Below are 18,690 nucleotides of genomic sequence, written 5' to 3'. Positions count from 1 at the left end.
AACGACCATCCGCTGCTGGAGGCACCATGTCACGCCCGCCCGTCCCGCCGTTCACCGAGGAGACCGCACGGATCAAGGTGCAGGCCGCCGAGGACGACTGGAACACGTGCGACCCCGACCGGGTCGCGCAGGCGTACACGGAGGACTCGGTCTGGCGCAACCGCGACGAGTTCCTGACCGGGTGCGACGAGATCCGGGCCTTCCTGCGCCGCAAGTGGGACAGGGAGCTGGACTACGCGCTGCGCAAGGAGCTGTGGGGCGTGCTGGGCGACCGCATCGCGGTGCGTTTCCAGTACGAGTGCCGCGACGCCGCGGGGCAGTGGTGGCGCAGCTACGGCAACGAGCAGTGGGAGTTCGACGAGTCGGGGCTGATGCGGCGCAGGGAGGCGAGCATCAACGACGTGCCCATCGCGGAGTCCGAGCGGCGCATCTTCGGCCCGCGCGCCGACCACGAGCAGGGGGTGGACGTGCTGCCCGTCAGATGAGGTAACGCAGCCACAGGTACGGCGTCGAGATCGCCACGGTCACGAGCGTGACGACCAGCCCGTACCGGGTGAACTGCCAGAAGCTGATCGGGGTGCCGTTGCGGGCGGCGATGCCAATGATCACGACGTTGGCCGCCGCTCCCACGGCCGTGGCGTTGCCGCCCAGGTCGGCGCCGAGGGCCAGGGCCCACCAGAACACCTGGGCGTGCTCGTTGCCGCCGGCCGCCTGGACGAGGTCGGCGACGATGGGGCTCATGGTGGCGACGTACGGGATGTTGTCCACCACGGCCGACAGCACCGCCGAGCCCCACAGGAGCACCATCGTGGTCAGGGCGAGCCGGCCGTGGGTGGCCTCGGCCGCGGCGTGCGAGATCCGGTCGATGACCCCGGTCTCCACCAGCGCCCCGACCATGACGAACAGGCCCGCGAAGAACACCAGGGTCGGCCACTCCACCTCGCGGAGTGCCTCCTCGGTGGTCACGTTGGTGGCGGCCACCAGCACCCCGGCGCCCAACAGCGCCACGATCGAGGGCTCGTAGTGCAGCACGGGATGCAGTACGAAGGCCACGATCACCAGGGCCAGCACGGCGAGCGACTGCCACAGCAGGCGGCGGTCGGCGATGGCCTCGCGCTCGTTCAGGGTCATGATCTCGGCGGCCCGCTCGGGGTCGTACCGGAAGGAGCCGCGGAACAGCCACCGGCACAGCGCCACGAACACCACCACCAGCACCACGATCAGCGGCGCGAGGTGCACCAGGAAGTCGTTGAAGGTCAGGCCGCCGCGGCTGGCGATGATGATGTTGGGCGGGTCGCCGACCAGGGTCGCGGTGCCGCCGATGTTGGAGGCCAGCGCCTCGGCGATCAGGAACGGCGCCACCGGCACGGCCAGCCGCTCGCACACGAGGAACGTGACGGGCGCGATCAGCAGCACGGTGGTGACGTTGTCCAGCAGCGCGGAGGCGCAGGCGGTGATCACGATGAGCAGCGCCATGAGCCGGAACGGCCGGCCCCGGGCCCGTTTGGCCGCCCAGATGGCCAGATATTCGAAGATCCCGGTCTGCTTCAGCACGCCGACGATGATCATCATGCCGAGCAGCAGGAAGATCACATTCCAGTCGATCCCGGAACGTTCGCCGAAGAACGCCGCCTCCGCGCCGGTGGCGTGGATCAGCAGCATGATCCCGGCCCCGCCGAGCGCGGCCGCGACCCGGTGCACCTTCTCCGTGGCGATCAGCGTGTACGCGAGCAGGAAGACGGCCACCGCCACCCACGCCGTGACGGTCATGTGACCACCCGCCGCTCACGGGGGAGGAGGGCGGGGCGGTCAGGGAACATCTGGGCGACCTCCGGGCTCGGCGACGGAACCGCCGACCAGACTTCCCGGCACACCTCATCAATAAAGTATCAAGACCCGTAAGGCTCGCGAGTGATCCGGATCCACCTTGGATCCCTGTAGTTCTGCTCAATCCCTTCAGCGGGCACGAAATCGGGCGCCGAGTAGAGCACGACGTGGCCCTGTACCTCCAGATAGCGGATCATGCCCGCCGCCACCGACAGGACGGTCTCCATCCCGCCGCTCCTGGGCATGTGCTGCCGCAGCAGCGCCACCACCTCGCCCAGCCCGAACTCCTCGGGCAGCAGCGCGGCCACCTTCCGCACGAAGTCCTCGGTGACCCGGGCCTGCACCGTGATGTTCCTGGCCGCCGCGCTGCCCGAGCCGCCGCAGATTTCGCAGTCGCCGGGGGTGTCCTGGCCAGGGGCGGCCTGTCCCGAGCCCAGGCAGGCGGGGCACAGGCCGGAGCGGGCGGCGTGCCGGGCCGCGGCGTCCCGGTCGCCGAGGGGCAGGCCGCAGGCGCAGCCGAAGGAGTCGCCGCAACCGGCGGCGGAGTGGACGGTGATGACGTGATCGGCCATGAGAAGTCGTGCGCTCCTCGTCTGCGGCGGATACGAAGCGGCCCCCAACATAGTGGGCGGCGGCGGGAGGGGTCCCGGGATCGGCGGAAAGAGATGTCGCAGCTCAGGAGGGTGATCCACGCCTGGAGGAATGATCCGGTCAATCCGCTGAGACTGGTGACGGGCGGCCCGGCGGGGGTAGGGGGCGGGCATCGACCCAGCGTGGGAGGCGAGATGCGCTCATCCATCTCTTTGGGCCGCATCGCTGGAGTCCAGGTCGGGCTCAACATCAGCGTGGTGGTCATCGTCGCGATCCTGGTGTTCGGGCTCGCCTTCGGCCGGTTCCCGCTGGTCTTCCCCGGCCGGTCGTGGGTCGTCTACCTGCTGGCCGGCGTGGTGGCGGCGGTGCTGTTCATGGCGTCGCTGCTCGCGCACGAGCTGGCGCACGCAATCATGGCCCGGCGGGAGGGCGTCGGGGTGTCGCGGATCACGCTCTGGCTGCTGGGCGGGGTCGCGGAGTTGCAGGGCGAGCCGCGCTCGCCCGGCGCCGACTTCCGGATCGCCGTGGTGGGTCCCGCGACGAGCCTGGCGGCCGGGGCGGTGTTCGCGGTGGTGGCGTTGCTGACCTCGGCCACGCTCGGGCCGGGGTTGCTGGCCGGGATGTTCGCGTACCTGGCGGGGGTGAACGTGCTGCTCGCCGTGTTCAACCTGATACCGGCCGCGCCGCTGGACGGCGGGCGGGTGCTGCGCGCGGCCCTGTGGGCGCGCTGGCGGGACCGCGCCCGCGCCGCCATCGCCGCCGCCCGCGCCGGTCGCGGCTTCGGCTACATGCTCATCGCCCTGGGATTCGTGCAGGTGGTCACGGGGCGCAGCTTCGACGGGCTGTGGCTGGCCCTGATCGGCCTCTTCCTGGTGAACGCCGCCAGCGCCGAGGAACAGCACACCCGGCTCGGCAGCGCCCTGCACGGCGTCCGGGTCGGTGACGTGATGTCGCGGCACCCCGTGGTCGCGCATCCGGACGAGACCGTGGCAGACCTCGTCGAGCGGGTGGTGATGCGGCGGCGGCTGTCCACCTACCCGCTGACCGGGGAGGACGGCTCCTTTCTCGGCCTGGTGACGCTCAACCGTGTCCGCCACGTGGATCCCGCCCTGCGTGACGTCACCCGGGTGCGCGACATCGCCTGCCCGCCCGCCGAGGTGCCGCAGGCGCGGCCTGACGAGCCGCTGACCGACCTGCTGGCCAGGATGCAGGGCTCCGCCGACGGCCGCGCCGTCGTGCTCGACCCCGAGGGGCGCCTGATCGGGCTGCTCACGCCCAGCGACATCAGCCGCGCGGTGCAGACGGCCGACCTGCGCGGCCACGTGTCGGGGCTGCGCGGCGCGGACCTCGCCCCACCGTACCGGGAGGGCCAGGACCACCACCGCGACGCGGCCTGAGCCGATGCGCAGGCGCCTCACAGGGTGAGCCGCTGCTCCCGGGTGCTGCGCCACTCGACCAGCAGCACTGTGGCGTCGTCCTGGAGCCGGCCGCTCTGGTGCTTCAGGATCGCCTGGATCAGCCGGCGCAGCGTCTCCGGGGCCGACAGGCCGTCGGCCTCGTGGCGGATGATGAAGTCGATGAACCGCTCCAGCCCGAACTGCTCCCCGTCCGGGCTCTGCGCCTCGATGATCCCGTCGGTGTAGAACAGCACCCGGTCGCCCGGCTCCAACTGGTAGCCGAGCAGCCCGGTGGCCGGGCTCAGCCGGAAGCCCATCGGCGGGTCGGGCTCGCTGCTCAGGGTGGCCACCCAGCGGCCGTCGCGCAGCACCAGCGGGGGATGGTGGCCCCGGTTGACCCAGCTCAGCCAGCCGGTACGCAGGTTCAGGTCGGCCAGCACACCGGTGGCGAACCGGCCGACGAACTGGTCGGCGATGGCCGCGTCGATGGCCTCGCCCGTCGTGGGCAGGTCCGCTCCCTGGCGCCGGTTGTTGCGGCACGCGCTCACGGCGACGGTGGCGGTCAACGCGGCCGAGGTGTCGTGGCCCATGGCATCGAAGATCGCCAGGTGCAGCAGGTCCCCGTCGATGGCGTAGTCGAAGATGTCGCCGCCGATCTCGTACGCGGGTTCCAGCGCGGCGCTGATCACCACGTCGTCGTTGGCGCACGTGCCCGGCGGCAGCAGCGTCATCAGCACCTCGGCCGACAGGGTCATTGGGCGGGTGCGGACCAGCCGGGCGTAGGAGTCGCTCTGCGGCCGCTTGTCCATCACCAGCATCGCGACCAGCGAGGCCAGCTTCGTGACCCGCCACTCGGCGAGTTCCCCGCCCTCGCTCACCGTCAGCCCGAGCACGCCGACCCGCTCGGCGCCGTCCAGCAGCGGCACCCACCACCGCTGCGCCTCGCCCTGGCCGGGCTCCGGGCTGTCCTCCGCGGAGCCGGGCACGAGCCTGGCCCGCACGACCTCCACGGCGCGGAAGGCGCGGCCGGCGAGCGTGGCGTCGATCCGGAGCGGCTGGAGCGGCTCGCCGGCCGGGTCCGACTGCCCCGGGAGCGGCATCAGGAGCTGTTGCTGCAGGTCGGTCACGTAGACCATCGGGTCGGCGAACCCGCCCGAGCTCGCGTGTTCCGCGATCACACCCGGCAGGTGCTCCAGCACCGTCAGATGGTTGGCACGCAGCAGGCCGCCCAGCATCAGCTCGCCTTCGCTTCGCATCAGCAGGCCCTTCTCGCGATCGTCCTTGTGCGAGGGCTCATACCCAATGAGCGATGATCCGCCGCTTTCATGGGGATCTGGAGAGACCGCCATGGGGATGTCGGGTATGTCGGAGCCCCGTGCCCGCCGCCCCTCCACGACGCCCCCGTAGGCCGCCCGCCCACGCCGGGGGTGGCCTGGTGAGGGCCGGGGTGGCGGGGGATCCGGCGTTGTCGCTCTGCCCGGCGTGGTCGATGGGCTCGGGGTTCCGCCCGTGTCCGGGACGTCCCGCCGACTGCCGGTGTGCCCAGATGGGGAGGTGATAGTAACTGCGAGGAAATATCGGCATAACTTACGCGCTGCATCCTTCTGCGTGATCATCGTGTGTCACTCGTGCCGAATTCGGCCGAGACGAGACACCTCGGAAGGACCTGCATGCACCCCATGGAACGTTCTCGTGTCTTATCCGTACAGCGCCGTCTGGGCTCCCGCACCACCGTGGGCCTGGTGGCGCTCGCCACGGCCGCCGCGCTGGGCGTCGTCGCGCCGGTCGCGCCCGAACAGGCCGCGGCCGACCGCACCGGAATCCGCATCGATCTCGAAACCGCCACCGTGGCGCAGCTCCAGCAGGCGATGAGCGCCCGGAAAATCACCTCCGAGGAGCTCACCAACGACTACATCGAGCGCATCCGCGCGCTCAACTCCGACGGCCCCGGCCTGAACGCCGTGCGGGTGCTCAACGACAACGCGGTGGAGGAGGCCAGGCAGGCCGACCGGGACCGCAAGAGAGGCAAGGTACGCGGCCCGCTGCACGGCATCCCCGTGCTGGTCAAGGACAACATCGACGTACGGCGGCTGCCCACCACCGCGGGCGCGCTCGCGCTGGCCGACTCCTACCCCACTGACGACGCCTTCCTCGTCAAGCGGCTGCGCGCGGCCGGCGCCGTCATCCTGGGCAAGACCAACCTGACCGAGTTCGCGAACTTCACCACCAACGGCATGCCCTCCGGCTACAGCGGCCTCGGCGGGCAGGTGCTGAACCCGTACGACGTCAGCCAGACCCCGAGCGGGTCCAGCTCGGGCTCGGGCGCGGCGGCCGCGGCCGGGCTGGCGGCGGTGACCATCGGCACCGAGACCTCGGGCTCGATCCTCAGCCCGTCCGTGGCCAACTCCCTCGTCGGCGTGAAGCCGACCGTCGGCCTGGTCAGCAGGACGGGCGTGGTGCCGATCGCCGCCTCGCAGGACACCGCCGGCCCGATGACCCGCTCGGTGTACGACGCCGCCGCGCTGCTGACCGCCTTGACCGGCGTCGACCCCGAGGACCCCGCGACGGAGACGAGCAAGGACGTCGCCGGCACCGACTACACGGCGGCGCTGTCGAAGGACGCGCTCAAGGGCGTGCGCGTCGGCGTGGCCAGCACTCCGAGCGGCAACCAGGCGGTCGCCTTCAACCGGGCCCTCGACGTGCTGCGCGCCCAGGGCGCCACGGTCGTCCCCGTCACCGTCAGCACCGGCGGCCTGCCGCCGGGCATCCTGAACTACGAGTTCAAGCGCGACCTGAACGCCTACCTCGCCCGCCTGCCCCGCAACGCCCCGATGAAGACCCTGGACGACGTGGTCAGGTACAACACCGCGCACGCCGCCGAGGGCACGATCAAGTTCGGCCAGACCCTGCTGGAGGAATCGAACGCGATCGACGTCGACGACCCGGCCACCAAGGCGGCCTACGAGGCCGACCGCGACAACGGTATCGCCGGCGCCCGCCAGCGCATCGACGCGGCGCTGGCCGCCGAGGACCTCGACGCGATCCTGTTCACCGGCAGCGGCTCGGCCGGGATCGGCGCCCGCGCCCAGTACCCGTCCGTCGCCGTGCCGATCGGGTACGACCCCGCGAACGGGCGGCCGTTCGGCATGACCTTCCTCGGCACCGCCTACACCGAGGCCAGGCTGCTGTCCTACGCCTACGCCTACGAGCAGGCCGCGCAGGAGTGGCGCCCGCCGTCCGTGACCAACCCCTCCCTGTTCCGGTGCGTGCGGCCGGGCAAGTGGCAGCGGAGCTGCGCACCCTGACCGCCGCCCGCCGCGCCGCTTCCCGGACGGCGCGGCGGGCCACGCACACCGTGCCGGCGCCTGCGGGGCCGGGGAATCCCGGTGCCTGCGCGGAGCTGTGACCCGTTCGGAGAGGCGGGTATAGGGACGGCAAAATCATCAAATACTTACTGTCCGGAATAACGGGACGAGTGATGGAAAGGGTGACAACCAAGGATTTCCTCGTACAGAGGGAGGGATCATGGCCGTCACCCAGCCGCGCGGACGCACTGCCGCGTCCGACGGTAAGGTGCCCAAGCGGATCACGCTGGACCTGCCAATGCTCAAGATCGAGCTGCGGCGGCCCGACATGCGGATGCCGCGCGTCGAGATGCCGAACGTCTCGATGCCCCGGGTTTCCATGCCGCGGGTCAACATGCCGCGGGTTCACATGCCGCGTGTCGAGATGCCGCATGTCAGCAGGCAGGAGGTCGGCCACTACGTAGACGTGGCGCGTACGTTCCTGCCGCCGCCCGAGCGGATCGCCTACTACGGCGCGCTCGGCGCGCTGGCGGTCTTCGGGGTCGTGGAGTGGCCCGTCGCGGCCGCCATCGGCGCGGGCACCGTCATCGCGCAGCGGCGCAAGCGCCAGGAGCAGGCCGCGGGCAGGCCGCGTCCGACCGCCGCCGGCCCGGCCAAGGAGGTCGAGCCGGGCAAGCCGGCCGCGCGGCGCAAGCCCACGACGGCCGGCACCGCCGCGCGGCGCAAGCCCGCCGCGACCGGAGGCGCCGCCGGCGCCCGCAAGCCCGCCGGCACGACGAGCCGGGCCAAGGCCGCGGGAACGACCGGCGCCAAGGCCGCGGGAACGACGACGCGCGCGAAAGCCACCGGTGCCACGAGCCGCGCCAAGAGCGCCGCGTCCACGACCCGCGCCAAGGCCACGGACGCCGCGAGCCGCGCGAAGAGCGCCGCGACGACGACGCGTGAGAAGGCCACCGGCACCAGCCGGACCAGGACCAGCGCGGCCGCGAACGGCAGTCGCAAGACCACCGCGACGGCCCGTGCCACCGGCTCCAAGGCCACGACGTCCCGTGCGGGCAGCGGTCGCAAGACCACCGCGGCTTCCGGTACGACGCGTCGTAAGACGGCTGCGGCGTCCGGGACCACCGGTCGCAGGACGGCTACGACGTCTCGTGTCGGCAGCGGCCGTAAGACCACCGCGCCGGCCCGGGCCGCCATGACGTCGGCTGCCGAGAGCTGACACCACACAACCAGTACGACCAGGACACGCAAGAGTCCCGCCGCACGCGGGTGAGCCAGACGCCCCAAGGCGGGAGGACCCATGGCGTTGCTCGGCTTTCTAGCCGTCGACACGCTCCACAACATGCTCCCCGAACCTGTGAGGAGCCTCCTCCCGCGCTCGCGCCGGGTTCAGCGGTGCCCTGGTGGGGTCCGCATCGAGCTGCGGAACATCGGCGGGCCACGGACCGAGGGGCCCGCCCGCGCCCTGGAGGAGCGGTTGCGCGCGGTCGGGGTGCCGCGTGCCGAGGTGAACGGGGCGCTCGGCTGCGTGTTCGTGAGGCACGAGGAAGGCCCGGCCGCCGGCGAGGAGGCCGCGGAGGTCCAGGTTGAGCTGGACAAGTTGCTGGCCATCATCGAGGAGCTCGACGTGGGTCCCGGCCAGGCGCCGGGGCCCACCCTGCTGGACGGCGTCGAGCAGCAGGCTCGCGCCGGCGCCAGCCTCGGCCTGCACCTCGCGGGCACCCTGCTGGCCGCGGCCGGTGCGGTGACCCGGGTCCCGAGGTTGCCCCCGGCGGTGCCCAACGTCCTCGCGCTGGTCGAGCACACCCCGCGCATCCGCAGGGAGCTGGAGGAGCGGCTCGGCCGGCCCGTCGTGGAAGCGATGGTGGCGACCAGCAGGATCGTCTCGAACACGCTGGCCATGCGGCCCCTGTCGCTGTTGGTCGACTCCGTCGCCGCGACCGGCCGCTACATCGACACGCGCGCCGGGCGCCGGGCCTGGGAGCGGCGCGAGGAGGAGTTCGCGGCCGAGGAGGGCGCCTACCGGCATGTCCGGTCCGCCGAGCCGGTGCGCCCCGCCCCGCTGCCGCGCGGGCCCGTGGAGCGGTACGCCGACGCGGCCAGCGGGGCCGCGGTGGCCGCCGACGGCCTCACCACGATCCTCAGCCGCAGCCACCAGCGCGGCCTGTCCGTCCTGATCTCCGGCGTGCCCAAGGCCGCCAACCTCGGCAGGAACGCCTACGCCAGCGCCGCCACCCGCTTCCTCGCCAAGCACGGCACGATCGTGTTCAACCGCATCGCTTTGTGCCGTATGGACCGCATCGACACCGTCGTCCTGGACGCCCCGGTGCTCACCACCGGTATGTGGACGATCGACGCCGTGCAGCCGCTCGTCCCCGATCTGGACGCGGACGAGCTGCACGCCCGGCTGTACGCGCTCGTCGACCTCACCGACCCGGCAACCCGCCGCAAGAGGGACGGCTGGAGCGTGGCGCCGCATGACGACGTGCCCGAACAGTGGCGCGAGCAGGGGATCCGGGCGGTCGCGGTGGCGCGGGACGGAACCCCGGTCGCCCTGGTCGCCCTGGCCCGCGAGCTGCACCCGCTCGCCGAGGCCCTGGTCGCGGCGGCGAAACGGACGTGCCAGGTGGTGCTGGCCGGCGGGGAGCCCGGCCTGGCCCGGCGGCTGGGCACGGACCGGGTCGAGGGCGGGGCCCGGCTGGTCTCGTCGGTACGGGCGCTGCAGTCCGAGGGCCACGGCGTGGCCGTGGTGTCGCGGCGCGGGCGGCGCGGGTTGTGCCAGGCCGACCTCGGCATCGGCGTGCTCGACGGAGGCCGGCAGGTCCCGTGGGACGCCGACGTGATGGGCGAGCTCGACGGCGTTTATCAACTGCTGTGCTTCCTGGCCGCGGCCAGGAAGGCGAGCGTGCGGGGGGTGGGCGTGGCGGCCGCCGGCGCGGTCGCCGGGACCACGCTGGCGCTCCTCGGCCCGGTCCCGACCGCGGTCCGGCGGGCCCAGATGGTGCGCGACTGCACGACGCTGGCCGCCCTGCTGGTCGGGGAGTGGACGGGCAGGAGAGTGGGGCGCGAGGGGCCGCCGGTCCGCGCCGACGCCACGCCGTGGCACGCGATGGCGGCCCAGGACGTGCTGGACAGGCTCCGTACCACCCGGACCGGGTTGACCGAGGAGGAGGCGGCGCGCCGCAGGGCGACCGTGCCCCGACCGGCGAGGGGCGGGCCGCAGTCGCTGATCGGCGCGTCCGTGCAGGAGCTCGCCAACCCGCTGACGCCGGTCCTGGCCGGTGGGGCGGGACTGTCGGCCGCGTTCGGCTCGGTGCTCGACTCCGTGCTGATCGGCGGCGTGATCGTGGTGGACGCCCTGCTCGGTGGCGCCCAGCGGCGCGGCGCGGGCCGGGCGCTGCACCGCCTCACCGAGACCACCGCCGTCAAGGTACGGCTGCGCCGCCCCACCGGCGGCGTACCGGGCCATGCCGAGGACCTGGTGGTGGGGGACGTGATCGAGCTCAGGGCCGGCGACGCCGTACCGGCCGACGGGCGGCTGATCCAGGCCGCCGGGCTGGAGATCGACGAGTCCACGCTCACCGGCGAGTCGCAACTCGTGTCCAAGACCGCCAGGCCGACCGCGGCGCCCGCCATCGCCGATCGCGTCTCGATGGTCTACGAGGGGACGACCGTCGCGGCCGGGCACGGGCTCGCCGTGGTGGTGGCCACGGGCGAGGCGACCGAGGCGGGCAGGACCGCCAGGCTGACCCGGCACGAGCCGCCGCCGAGCGGGGTGGAGCTGCGGCTGCGCGCGCTGAGCCGGAAGATCCTGCCGGCCGCGCTGGGCTCCGGTGTGGTCCTGATGGCCGTGGAGCTGTTCCGCGGCTCACCGCTGTCGCAGGCGCTCGCCCCGGCGGTGAGCATGACGGTGGCGGCGGTGCCGGAAGGGCTGCCGTTCGTCGCCACGGTGGCCGAGCTGGCCTCGGCCAAGCGGCTGTCGGTGCACAACACACTGGTACGCAACCCGTCCACGATCGAGGCCCTGGGCCGGGTGGACGTGCTCTGCTTCGACAAGACAGGCACCCTCACGGAGGGCCGCATCAGCCTGGGCCGGGTCTCGGACGGCTGGGTCGAGCAGGCGGTGGACAAGGCCTCGCCCGAGATGCGGATGATCGTGGCCGCGGCGCTGCGGGCGGGGCCGCGGTTCGAGGGCGGGCGCGCGATTCCGCATCCCACGGACCGGGCCATCGTGCGTGGCGCCGAGAAGCTCGGCATCACGCCGGGTGACGGCCTGGAGAAGTGGCAGCGGGTGGACGAGCTGCCCTTCGAACCGGGCCGCGGCTACCACGCCGTGCTCGGCCGGTGCGAGACCGGGCAGATGCTGAGCGTCAAGGGCGCCCCCGAGATCGTGCTCACCTCCTCCACGAGCGTCCGGCGGGACGGGCAGACCGTCCCGATGGACGACCGGATCAGGCAGGAGCTGGAGCAGGAGGTGGAGCGCCTCGCCCTGCAGGGCTACCGCGTGCTGGCCGTCGCCGAGCGGCCCGCGTCCAGCCGCGCCGACCTCGACGAGTCCCGCATCGAGAGCCTGTGCTTCCGCGGGTTCATCGGCCTGGCGGATCCGGTACGGCCGACCGCCAAGCGGAGCGTGGAGCAGCTCATGCGGGCCGGCGTCCGGGTCGTGATGATCACCGGCGACCATCCCAGCACCGCGGAGGCCATCGCGGCGGAGATCGGCGCCCTGAACGGCATGCACGTGATGACCGGCCCCGAGCTGGAGCTGCTCGACGAGGACTCGCTGACCGAGACGCTGGCGAAGGTGGCGGTGTTCGCCCGGGTGACGCCCGAGCACAAGGCGCGGATCGTCACCTGCCTCCGCAAGACGGGCGCGGTCGTGGCCGTCACCGGTGACGGCGCCAACGACGTGCCCGCGATCCGGCTCGCCGACGTGGGCGTGGCCATCGGCTCGCACGCCGCCCCCGCCACCCGCGCCGCCGCGGACATCGTCGTAGTGGACGACCGGATCGAGACGATCATCGACGCGATCGTCGAGGGCCGGGGCATGTGGGCCTCCGTCCGCGACGCGCTGGGCATCCTGCTCGGCGGCAACGTCGGGGAGATCGCGTTCACGCTCGGATCCAGCCTGCTCACCGGCCGCAGCGCCCTGAACGCCCGCCAGTTGCTGCTGGTCAACCTGCTCACCGACATGCTGCCGGCGATGGCGGTGGCCATCCGGCCGCCCAGCGCCGCCAGCCCCGAGCGGCTGCTCTCCGAAGGGCCGGAGGCGTCGCTGGGCGCCGCCCTGACCCGCGACATCTACCTGCGTGCCGTCATCACCGCCGCCGCGGCGACGGCGGCGTGGCTGCTGGCGCGGATGACCGGCACCCGTGGCCGGGCGGACACCGTCGGGCTGATCGGGCTGGTGTCGGCCCAGTTGCTGCAGACCCTGGCGCTCGGAGGGCGTGATCGGATGGTGGCGCTGGCCGCGCTGTCCTCCCTCGGCGTGCTGGTGGCCATCATCACGACGCCGGGCGTCAGCCAGCTCTTCGGCTGCCGGCCGGTCGGCCCGATCGGCTGGGGGATCGGCCTGGGCAGCGCCGGTGCCGCGGTCGTGGTGGCGGGCATGATCGAGCGGTCCGATGCGGACTAGTCACCATTTGTTCACCATTTCGATACATCGATCATGCCCATTTATACATCTTTATGCCGGATTATGCCTCTAAGTGTAGTTTCCTACGAAGAGGTAGAGAGTTGACCGAGTTCCTGGCCTCGTTGCTTGCGAAGGCCGCCCTCATCCTCCTCGAAGCGTTGATCACGCGCCTCGTCCAGAGCCTGGCAGCGTCGATCCTCCGGCCCGCGGGACTCCGGCTCGCATAACCGGGGCCGGGACGCTTCGGCCCGGCCGGCTTCGTGCCGGCCCACACGTGCTCCGGCGGTAGTCGGGGCGCGGTCTTGGCGATCAGTTGCAGTCGCAGCAGCAACCGTCGCAGTCGCAGCAGCTGTTCGCATTCGAGCAGCAGGAGCAGCAGTCGGCGCACTCTCCGCAGCCGTCGCAGCAGCCTGCGCAGTCCTCGCAGCGCTCGGTGCACTCGCAGCGCCTGCAGCACGAGCTTTCGCGTTCCTCGTCCCACGGGGCCCGGTACAGGCCGCACGTGCAGCAGGTCAGCGCGGCGCACACCGGCGACAGCAGGCCGCCGGGATTCCGCCTCGGCGGCGGCCCCTCTGGCGGCCCCGCCGGCGGCGCACCGGGATCCGCGGGCCCATGCTCGGGCCCCTGGCCTGAGGGCCATCCGGGTCCCTGTCCCTGACCTGCGGGTCGCCTGGGTTGCGGTCGGTGGTGGGTGCCGGGTGTCGCGGTGGTGAAGGCGCGGGAGATGGCGCTGCCGGTCTCGCGTACCAGCAGGGCGCGCGTCAGGGCGGGTCGCGCCAGGTCCAGCCCGTCCACGGCGGCACGCAGCTCGGCGTGCGCCGCTTCGCAGTGGCCGCGCGCTTCGTCCAGGCCGGTGCCGGTGGCGACGAGCGGGTTGTACGCCCCGGATGCCCGGTCCTCGGCCAGGTCCTCCACCGCGTCGATCAGATGCGCCAGCCTGCCGAACCCGCGCCCGGCCGCCTCCAGGGCCTGCCGGTTGTGCGGCTTGCCCGCCAGTACGGCGGTGTGCGCGAACGCGGCGGCCACGGCGTCCTCGGTGGGCCCGGTCAGCTCGCGTAACCCGGGCGGCGCCGCCAGTGCCCGGGCCGAAGGGCGTTCCAGTGACGCCTGGCGGTCGGCCGCCGCCGTCAGCGGGGTGGGGTCGAAGCCCAGCGTGGCGGCCGTGGCGGTGCCGGCCGAGGACCAGCGCTCCGCCAGCCGGGCGGCACCGGCGGCCACCGGGCGCCGGGCGTACGGGCCGTCCCCGTCGGCCACGTGATCGCGTATCTTGCCCGCCGCCAGGAGCAGTGAGACGGAGGCCGCCAGCCGGACCCCCGCGGCCTGCACCACGTCCGCGCCCCTGAAGCCGCGCAGCGCGCACGCGCCCGCCCGCCGGCGCGGTGCGGACGCGGGCGACTGGGCCTCGGTGAGGACGGACACGAGCAGGCCGTCATAGTTGGTCACCAGGCGGGACAGATGTCCGTGCTCGTCGCGGAGCGCCAGGCAGAGCCCGCACAGATGGCTCATCCAGTCCGCGTAGAGCCCCTGGCACATCACGTGCCGGCAGGGGCGGACGATGCCAAACATATGCCCCCTCATCTGGATGTGCCGGGGCAACCGTAGCAACATCACTTCGGCCGGCACAGACCGGTCGCGGCGTCCGGCCAGGCTGTTTCAAGACGGGCACACCGTCCGGTACGGCTCACCCGGGACGGACTGTGCCCACTCCTCCCGGGTGAGCGACCGGCCGGCGAGCGCGCACAACTCGGCCACGGGGTCGGAGGGCTCGCGGGCGTTCCAGAGGCGTACGGTCCGGTCCATCCCGCCGACGGCGAAGCTCCTGCCGCCAGGGGCGAACCCCACGGTGAAGACGGAGCCGCCGATGTTGCGGGCGGAGCCGAGCTGCCGGTGCGTGGCCACGTCCCATACCCGGACCTCGCCGTTGTGAGCACCCGTCACCAGGATCTTCCCGTCGGGGCTGAAGGCGGCGGCGGTCACCCACCCGGTGTGGCCGGTGAAGGGCACGCCGGTCCGCAGGCGGCCGGCGAGGTCGAACAGGTGGACGGCGTAGCTCTCGTCGGAGACGACCAGAGTCGTGCCGGTGGGGTCGATGCCACGGACGAGGCCGGGCAGGTGGAGCCGGCCGCCGATCAGCCGGCGATGGCGGACGTCCCACACCCACCCGTCCCCCTTGTCGCCGGTGGCCACCAGGACTCCGCCGTCGGCGCTGAATTCCGCGCTCCGGATCCTGCCGATGTCTCCGGGCAGCGGCGGACCGGCCTGCTGGCCGGAATCGACGGCGTAGAGGCTCATCCTGCCGCCCCGCGGGATGGCGGCGATCTTGCCGTCCGGGCTGATGGTCGCCCTGGGCATGGCGGTTCCCGCTCTTTCGGGAGCAGGCAGGCGCGTGGTGGCCCGCCGTCGCGTGCCGGGCTCCCAGCGGTGCACGGTTCCGTCGCTCGTACCGACCACCAGGATCCCGCCGTCGAACGCCAGGCCGGTGATGAGCGTCCTGTGGGGCAGGGGCGCGCCCACCCGGCGGCGGGTACGGAGGTCGATCAGGTTGACGTGGGCGTCCTCCACCAGCGGGTCGGCAACGGCCAGGAGGGTGCCGTCCGGGCTGAAGGCCGTGTACGAGGCGTCGTTCACGTTGGTGATGACGGAGCGGGTCAGGCCGGCCACGTCCCACAGGGAGACGTCCCGCTGGTCGACGGAGACGAGCGTGCCGCCTGTGGAGCTGAAGGCCAGCTGCTGGGCGGGGCTCGGGAGCGCCACGAGCTGGATTCTCCGCCTGACGTCCCACAGGCGCACGGTCCTGTCCTCCCCGCTGGTGGCCAGCATGGTGCCGTCTGGGCTGAAGGCCGCCACGCGGACGGGGCCCAGGTGCCCGATGAGAGGGCCGCCGACCTGACGGTGGGTGACCGGGTTCCAGAGCCGGACGGTGTGGTCCATACCGCCGGTGGCGAGCAGGACGCCGTCGGCGCGGAAGGCGAGCGCCGGCATCGGATACTGCCAGTTCATGAGCTGTCGTCGCCGCCCGCTCGGCAGGTCCCAGGTCGAACCGGGCAGGTTGTCACCGCCGGCGGCGAGGATCTTGCCACCCGGTGCCAGGGCCAGCGTGTCGGCCGAGAACGGGGAGCTGGTGAGCGGGCCGACGACCTGCCTGCCGGTGGTGACGTTCCACACCCGGACGGCGTGTCGCGAGTCCGTCGTCGCCAGCAGCCTGCCGTCTGGGCTGAGGGCCATGTTCCGGACGCCGTACCTGTGGCGGGCGAAGGGCGGGCGGAGCCGCCGGCCGGTCGCCGGGTCGTGCAGCCGCACGGCCCGGTCCGCTCCCATGATGGCGAGGGTGCGGCCGTCGGAGCTGAGCGCCGCGCTGCCGGCCCCTCCTGGGTGGGTGGCGAAGGCGCGGGTGGCCTGCCGCCCGGCACGGATATCCCAGCGCCGTGCCATGCCATCGGCGTCCAGCACGACCAGGGTCCGGCCGTTGGCGCTCAGCAGCGCGCGAATGCCCGCGCCCGTGCGCAGCACCCGTTTGACCGGCTGCGCCAGGACGTTGAGCATCGCGTGGCGGGCTTCTGGGGTGGGGCTGATCTGGTGGGCGGCGACGGCCAGCAGCCCCGGGAGCACCACGCCCATGCCCGTCAGCGCCACGCTCTGCGCCGCCACCTGCCGGGACAACGCCTCCCGCCGCCGGGTCTCGGCCGTCCCGGCCGACCGCACCGCCGCCACGGCCGCCACCACGGCCACCACCGACAGCACGACCAGCCCCGACACCGCCGCCCGAGCCCATCCCCGGCGCCGCGCCGCCGCCCGTGCCCGCAGGGCGGTGGCCTCCTCGCCCGCCCGCAGGAAGTCCTCGCCGGCGCGCTCCAGCGCCGGGAAGCGGTCCGGCGCGGCCCTCCAGCGGGCGCGGGCCTGCTGGGCGGCGGTCAGGCGGGCGCCGCGGTAGAGGAACGAACGGTCGCGGCCGTGCCGGTCCCAGTGCTCGGCGTCGGCCAGCAGTTGACTCCGCATCGCGTGATCGGCCTCGTCCTGGCCGAGCCAGCCGCGCAGCCGGGGCCAGGCCAGCAGCAGGCAGTCGTGGGCGATCTCGGCGGTGTCCTCACCGAGCACCACGAGCCGCCGCGCCGCGAACGACTCCAGCACCGCCGCCACGTCGGCCCGCTCCTCCCGCCCACCGAGCTCGTCGTGCCGGACCGGGGTGCCGTGTTCGCCCTGCGCGACCGGGGTGTCGTGCTGGACCGGGGCGGCGAGTTCGTCGTGCCGGAGTGGGCGGCGGAACGGGTGGCCGGTGGGGGAGATCGCGGTCATCCGCAGGAACAGGCGCCGGGCCAGGTCCTGGTGGTGCGGGGTGAGGGCGTCGTAGGCGGCTTCCGCGCTGGTGCGTACGGCGTGGGCGACGCCGCCGCCCCGCTCGTAGCCGCGTACGGTCAACCGGCCTTCCTGGCGGTTGTCCCAGGTGGCCAGCATCGCCTGGGACAGCAGCGGCAGCACCCCGGCACCCGGCTGGGGGCCCAGCTCCTTCAGGACGACGTCGGCCAGGCCGGCCTCCAGCGCGACCCCCGCCGCCGCGGCCGGGCCGGCGATCGCGGACATCAGCTCGGCCGGCCGCATCGGCCCGACCACGAACTGCCCGTCCTGCAGTGCCTCGGCCAGTGCCGCGTCGGCGGCGCACCGGTCGACGAAGTCACCGCGTACGGTGACCACGACCAGGGCGGGCGGCCGTGCGGCGCCGGGTGGGCCGGTGGCCGCCGCGGCCAGGGCTTGCAGGAACGCCGCGCTCCCCGGCTCGTCCGGGGCCAGCGAGTAGAGCTCCTCGAACTGGTCGACCACGACGACCAGCCGTTCCGCGCCGTCGCAGGACAGCAGGATCTGCCGGATGAGCAGGTGCGCCTGGTCGGGCCGATCGGCCAGGAAGCGGCGCACGGTCAGCGCGTCCAGGCGGGCGCGGGCGGCGAGCTGCGTGGCCAGCTCCGTCAGCGGGTCGCGGGTCGGGGTGAGCACCAGGTGCGGCCAGCGGGCCGAGCCGGGTTCGGCCAGTGCGCCGCGGGCGAGGGCGGGCAGCAGCCCGGCCCGTACCAGGGATGACTTGCCGGCTCCCGAGGCGCCGGTGACGACGACCAGGGCGGGCCCGTCCAGGCGCTCGGCAACGGTGCGCAGCAGCCGGACGGTCTCCCGCTCGCGGCCGTAGAAGATCGGCGCGTGGTCGGTCTCGAACGGCCACAACCCCCGGTACGGGCTGCCGCCCGCCCAGAGCGGCCCGCCACCGGGCGCCCGGTCCGGCTGCCGCAACGCCGCCACGTCGGAGCGGATCAGCGCGAGCTGGTCGAGCTGGTGGCGCAGCAGGTCACGGTCGTGGCGGTGCTCGGCGTCCTGGCGGTGCAGGCTCCGCTGGATCTCCAGGGCGGCCTGCTCCAGGCCCTCCAGCAGGCAGGCGGTCTCCGCGTAGCGCTCCCCGAGCTCTGCGAACGCGGCGACGACGGAGCTCTGCAGGTCGCGGTCGCCGCTCTCGACGGCCACCTTGAGCGCGACCTGCCCGGCTCCGACCTCGCGCAGCAGCGCGGCGATCTCCCCGCGCAGCTCCCCGGCGCCGGCGGCCTCGGCGTCCAGCCGTGCGGCCAGCCGATGCCGCAGCTCGTCCTCGGCCTCCTCCGGCGTCACGGTGGAGGTGCGCCTGCGCAGCGCCGCCACGGCGTCCGTCAGGACGGTGCTGAGCACGTTCGCGCCCACCCCGCCGACGAGCTCGGCCACGGGCACGGCCGTTCCGGCGAGCGCGGCCAGGGCCATCGGGACCAGCGCCCCGGCCGACAGGACGGCCAGCAGCGCCGGCGGGGCCAGCGGCGCCGACCGGGTGACCACCGCCGCGACGCCGGCCCGCGCGGCCGCACGCAGGCCGCCGTCATCCTGCTCGGTGTCCTCGGCCAAGGGGGGAATCCTCACTGCAGTGCGCTCCGGT

At 73.4% G+C, this 18,690-nt stretch carries 11 protein-coding genes; 6 read left to right on the top strand and 5 right to left on the bottom strand.

Annotated elements, in window-relative coordinates; genetic code table 11:
• Window positions 1-26: 26 nt before the first annotated feature.
• Complete coding sequence (locus tag BLS95_RS32515) at window positions 27-485, top strand: nuclear transport factor 2 family protein (protein WP_090940183.1); 459 nt, start codon at window positions 27-29, stop codon at window positions 483-485.
• Here BLS95_RS32515 and BLS95_RS32510 read toward each other — a convergent pair.
• Both BLS95_RS32510 and BLS95_RS32505 read right to left on the bottom strand, forming a co-directional pair.
• On the bottom strand, window positions 478-1,770 hold the full coding sequence (locus tag BLS95_RS32510) for an ArsB/NhaD family transporter (RefSeq protein WP_090940179.1): 1,293 nt from the start codon (window positions 1,768-1,770) through the stop codon (window positions 478-480). The genes BLS95_RS32515 and BLS95_RS32510 overlap by 8 nt on opposite strands.
• 119 nt (window positions 1,771-1,889) lie before the next feature.
• On the bottom strand, window positions 1,890-2,399 hold the full coding sequence (locus BLS95_RS32505) for a hypothetical protein (RefSeq protein WP_090940176.1): 510 nt from the start codon (window positions 2,397-2,399) through the stop codon (window positions 1,890-1,892).
• 213 nt (window positions 2,400-2,612) lie between these two features.
• Here BLS95_RS32505 and BLS95_RS32500 point away from each other — a divergent pair, with 213 nt between their 5' ends.
• Window positions 2,613-3,815 (top strand): site-2 protease family protein, encoded by a 1,203-nt coding sequence (locus BLS95_RS32500; RefSeq protein ID WP_090940172.1) that lies wholly within the window; start codon window positions 2,613-2,615, stop codon window positions 3,813-3,815.
• A gap of 17 nt (window positions 3,816-3,832) precedes the next feature.
• Here BLS95_RS32500 and BLS95_RS32495 read toward each other — a convergent pair whose 3' ends face one another.
• Complete coding sequence (locus BLS95_RS32495; protein WP_090940169.1) at window positions 3,833-5,071, bottom strand: PP2C family protein-serine/threonine phosphatase; 1,239 nt, start codon at window positions 5,069-5,071, stop codon at window positions 3,833-3,835.
• Window positions 5,072-5,494: 423 nt separating this feature from the next.
• Between BLS95_RS32495 and BLS95_RS32490 the strand changes: the two genes are divergently transcribed.
• From BLS95_RS32490 to BLS95_RS59170, 4 genes are all read left to right on the top strand, one after another.
• Entirely contained in the window at window positions 5,495-7,120 is a 1,626-nt protein-coding gene (locus BLS95_RS32490; protein ID WP_090940166.1) for an amidase family protein, read from the top strand.
• Window positions 7,121-7,340: 220 nt separating this feature from the next.
• Window positions 7,341-8,339 (top strand): hypothetical protein, encoded by a 999-nt coding sequence (locus BLS95_RS32485; protein WP_090940164.1) that lies wholly within the window; start codon window positions 7,341-7,343, stop codon window positions 8,337-8,339.
• An 81-nt stretch (window positions 8,340-8,420) separates the two neighbouring features.
• Entirely contained in the window at window positions 8,421-12,752 is a 4,332-nt protein-coding gene (locus BLS95_RS32480) for an HAD-IC family P-type ATPase (protein ID WP_090940161.1), read from the top strand.
• Window positions 12,753-12,853: 101 nt separating this feature from the next.
• Window positions 12,854-12,979: a hypothetical protein gene (locus tag BLS95_RS59170; RefSeq protein ID WP_281250053.1), complete on the top strand. Its 126-nt coding sequence runs from the start codon at window positions 12,854-12,856 to the stop codon at window positions 12,977-12,979.
• A gap of 82 nt (window positions 12,980-13,061) precedes the next feature.
• Here BLS95_RS59170 and BLS95_RS32475 read toward each other — a convergent pair whose 3' ends face one another.
• The gene (locus BLS95_RS32475; protein ID WP_176993496.1) at window positions 13,062-14,318 is read right to left on the bottom strand and encodes a DUF5685 family protein; all 1,257 of its coding nucleotides are present in this window, start codon (window positions 14,316-14,318) and stop codon (window positions 13,062-13,064) included.
• A gap of 87 nt (window positions 14,319-14,405) precedes the next feature.
• Window positions 14,406-18,659: a WD40 repeat domain-containing protein gene (locus BLS95_RS32470; protein ID WP_090940155.1), complete on the bottom strand. Its 4,254-nt coding sequence runs from the start codon at window positions 18,657-18,659 to the stop codon at window positions 14,406-14,408.
• Window positions 18,660-18,690 lie beyond the last annotated feature (31 nt).

This window comes from Nonomuraea jiangxiensis (assembly GCF_900099965.1).
GTDB classification, from domain to species: Bacteria; Actinomycetota; Actinomycetes; order Streptosporangiales; family Streptosporangiaceae; genus Nonomuraea; species Nonomuraea jiangxiensis.
This window is presented reverse-complemented; position numbering and strand designations above follow the sequence as displayed.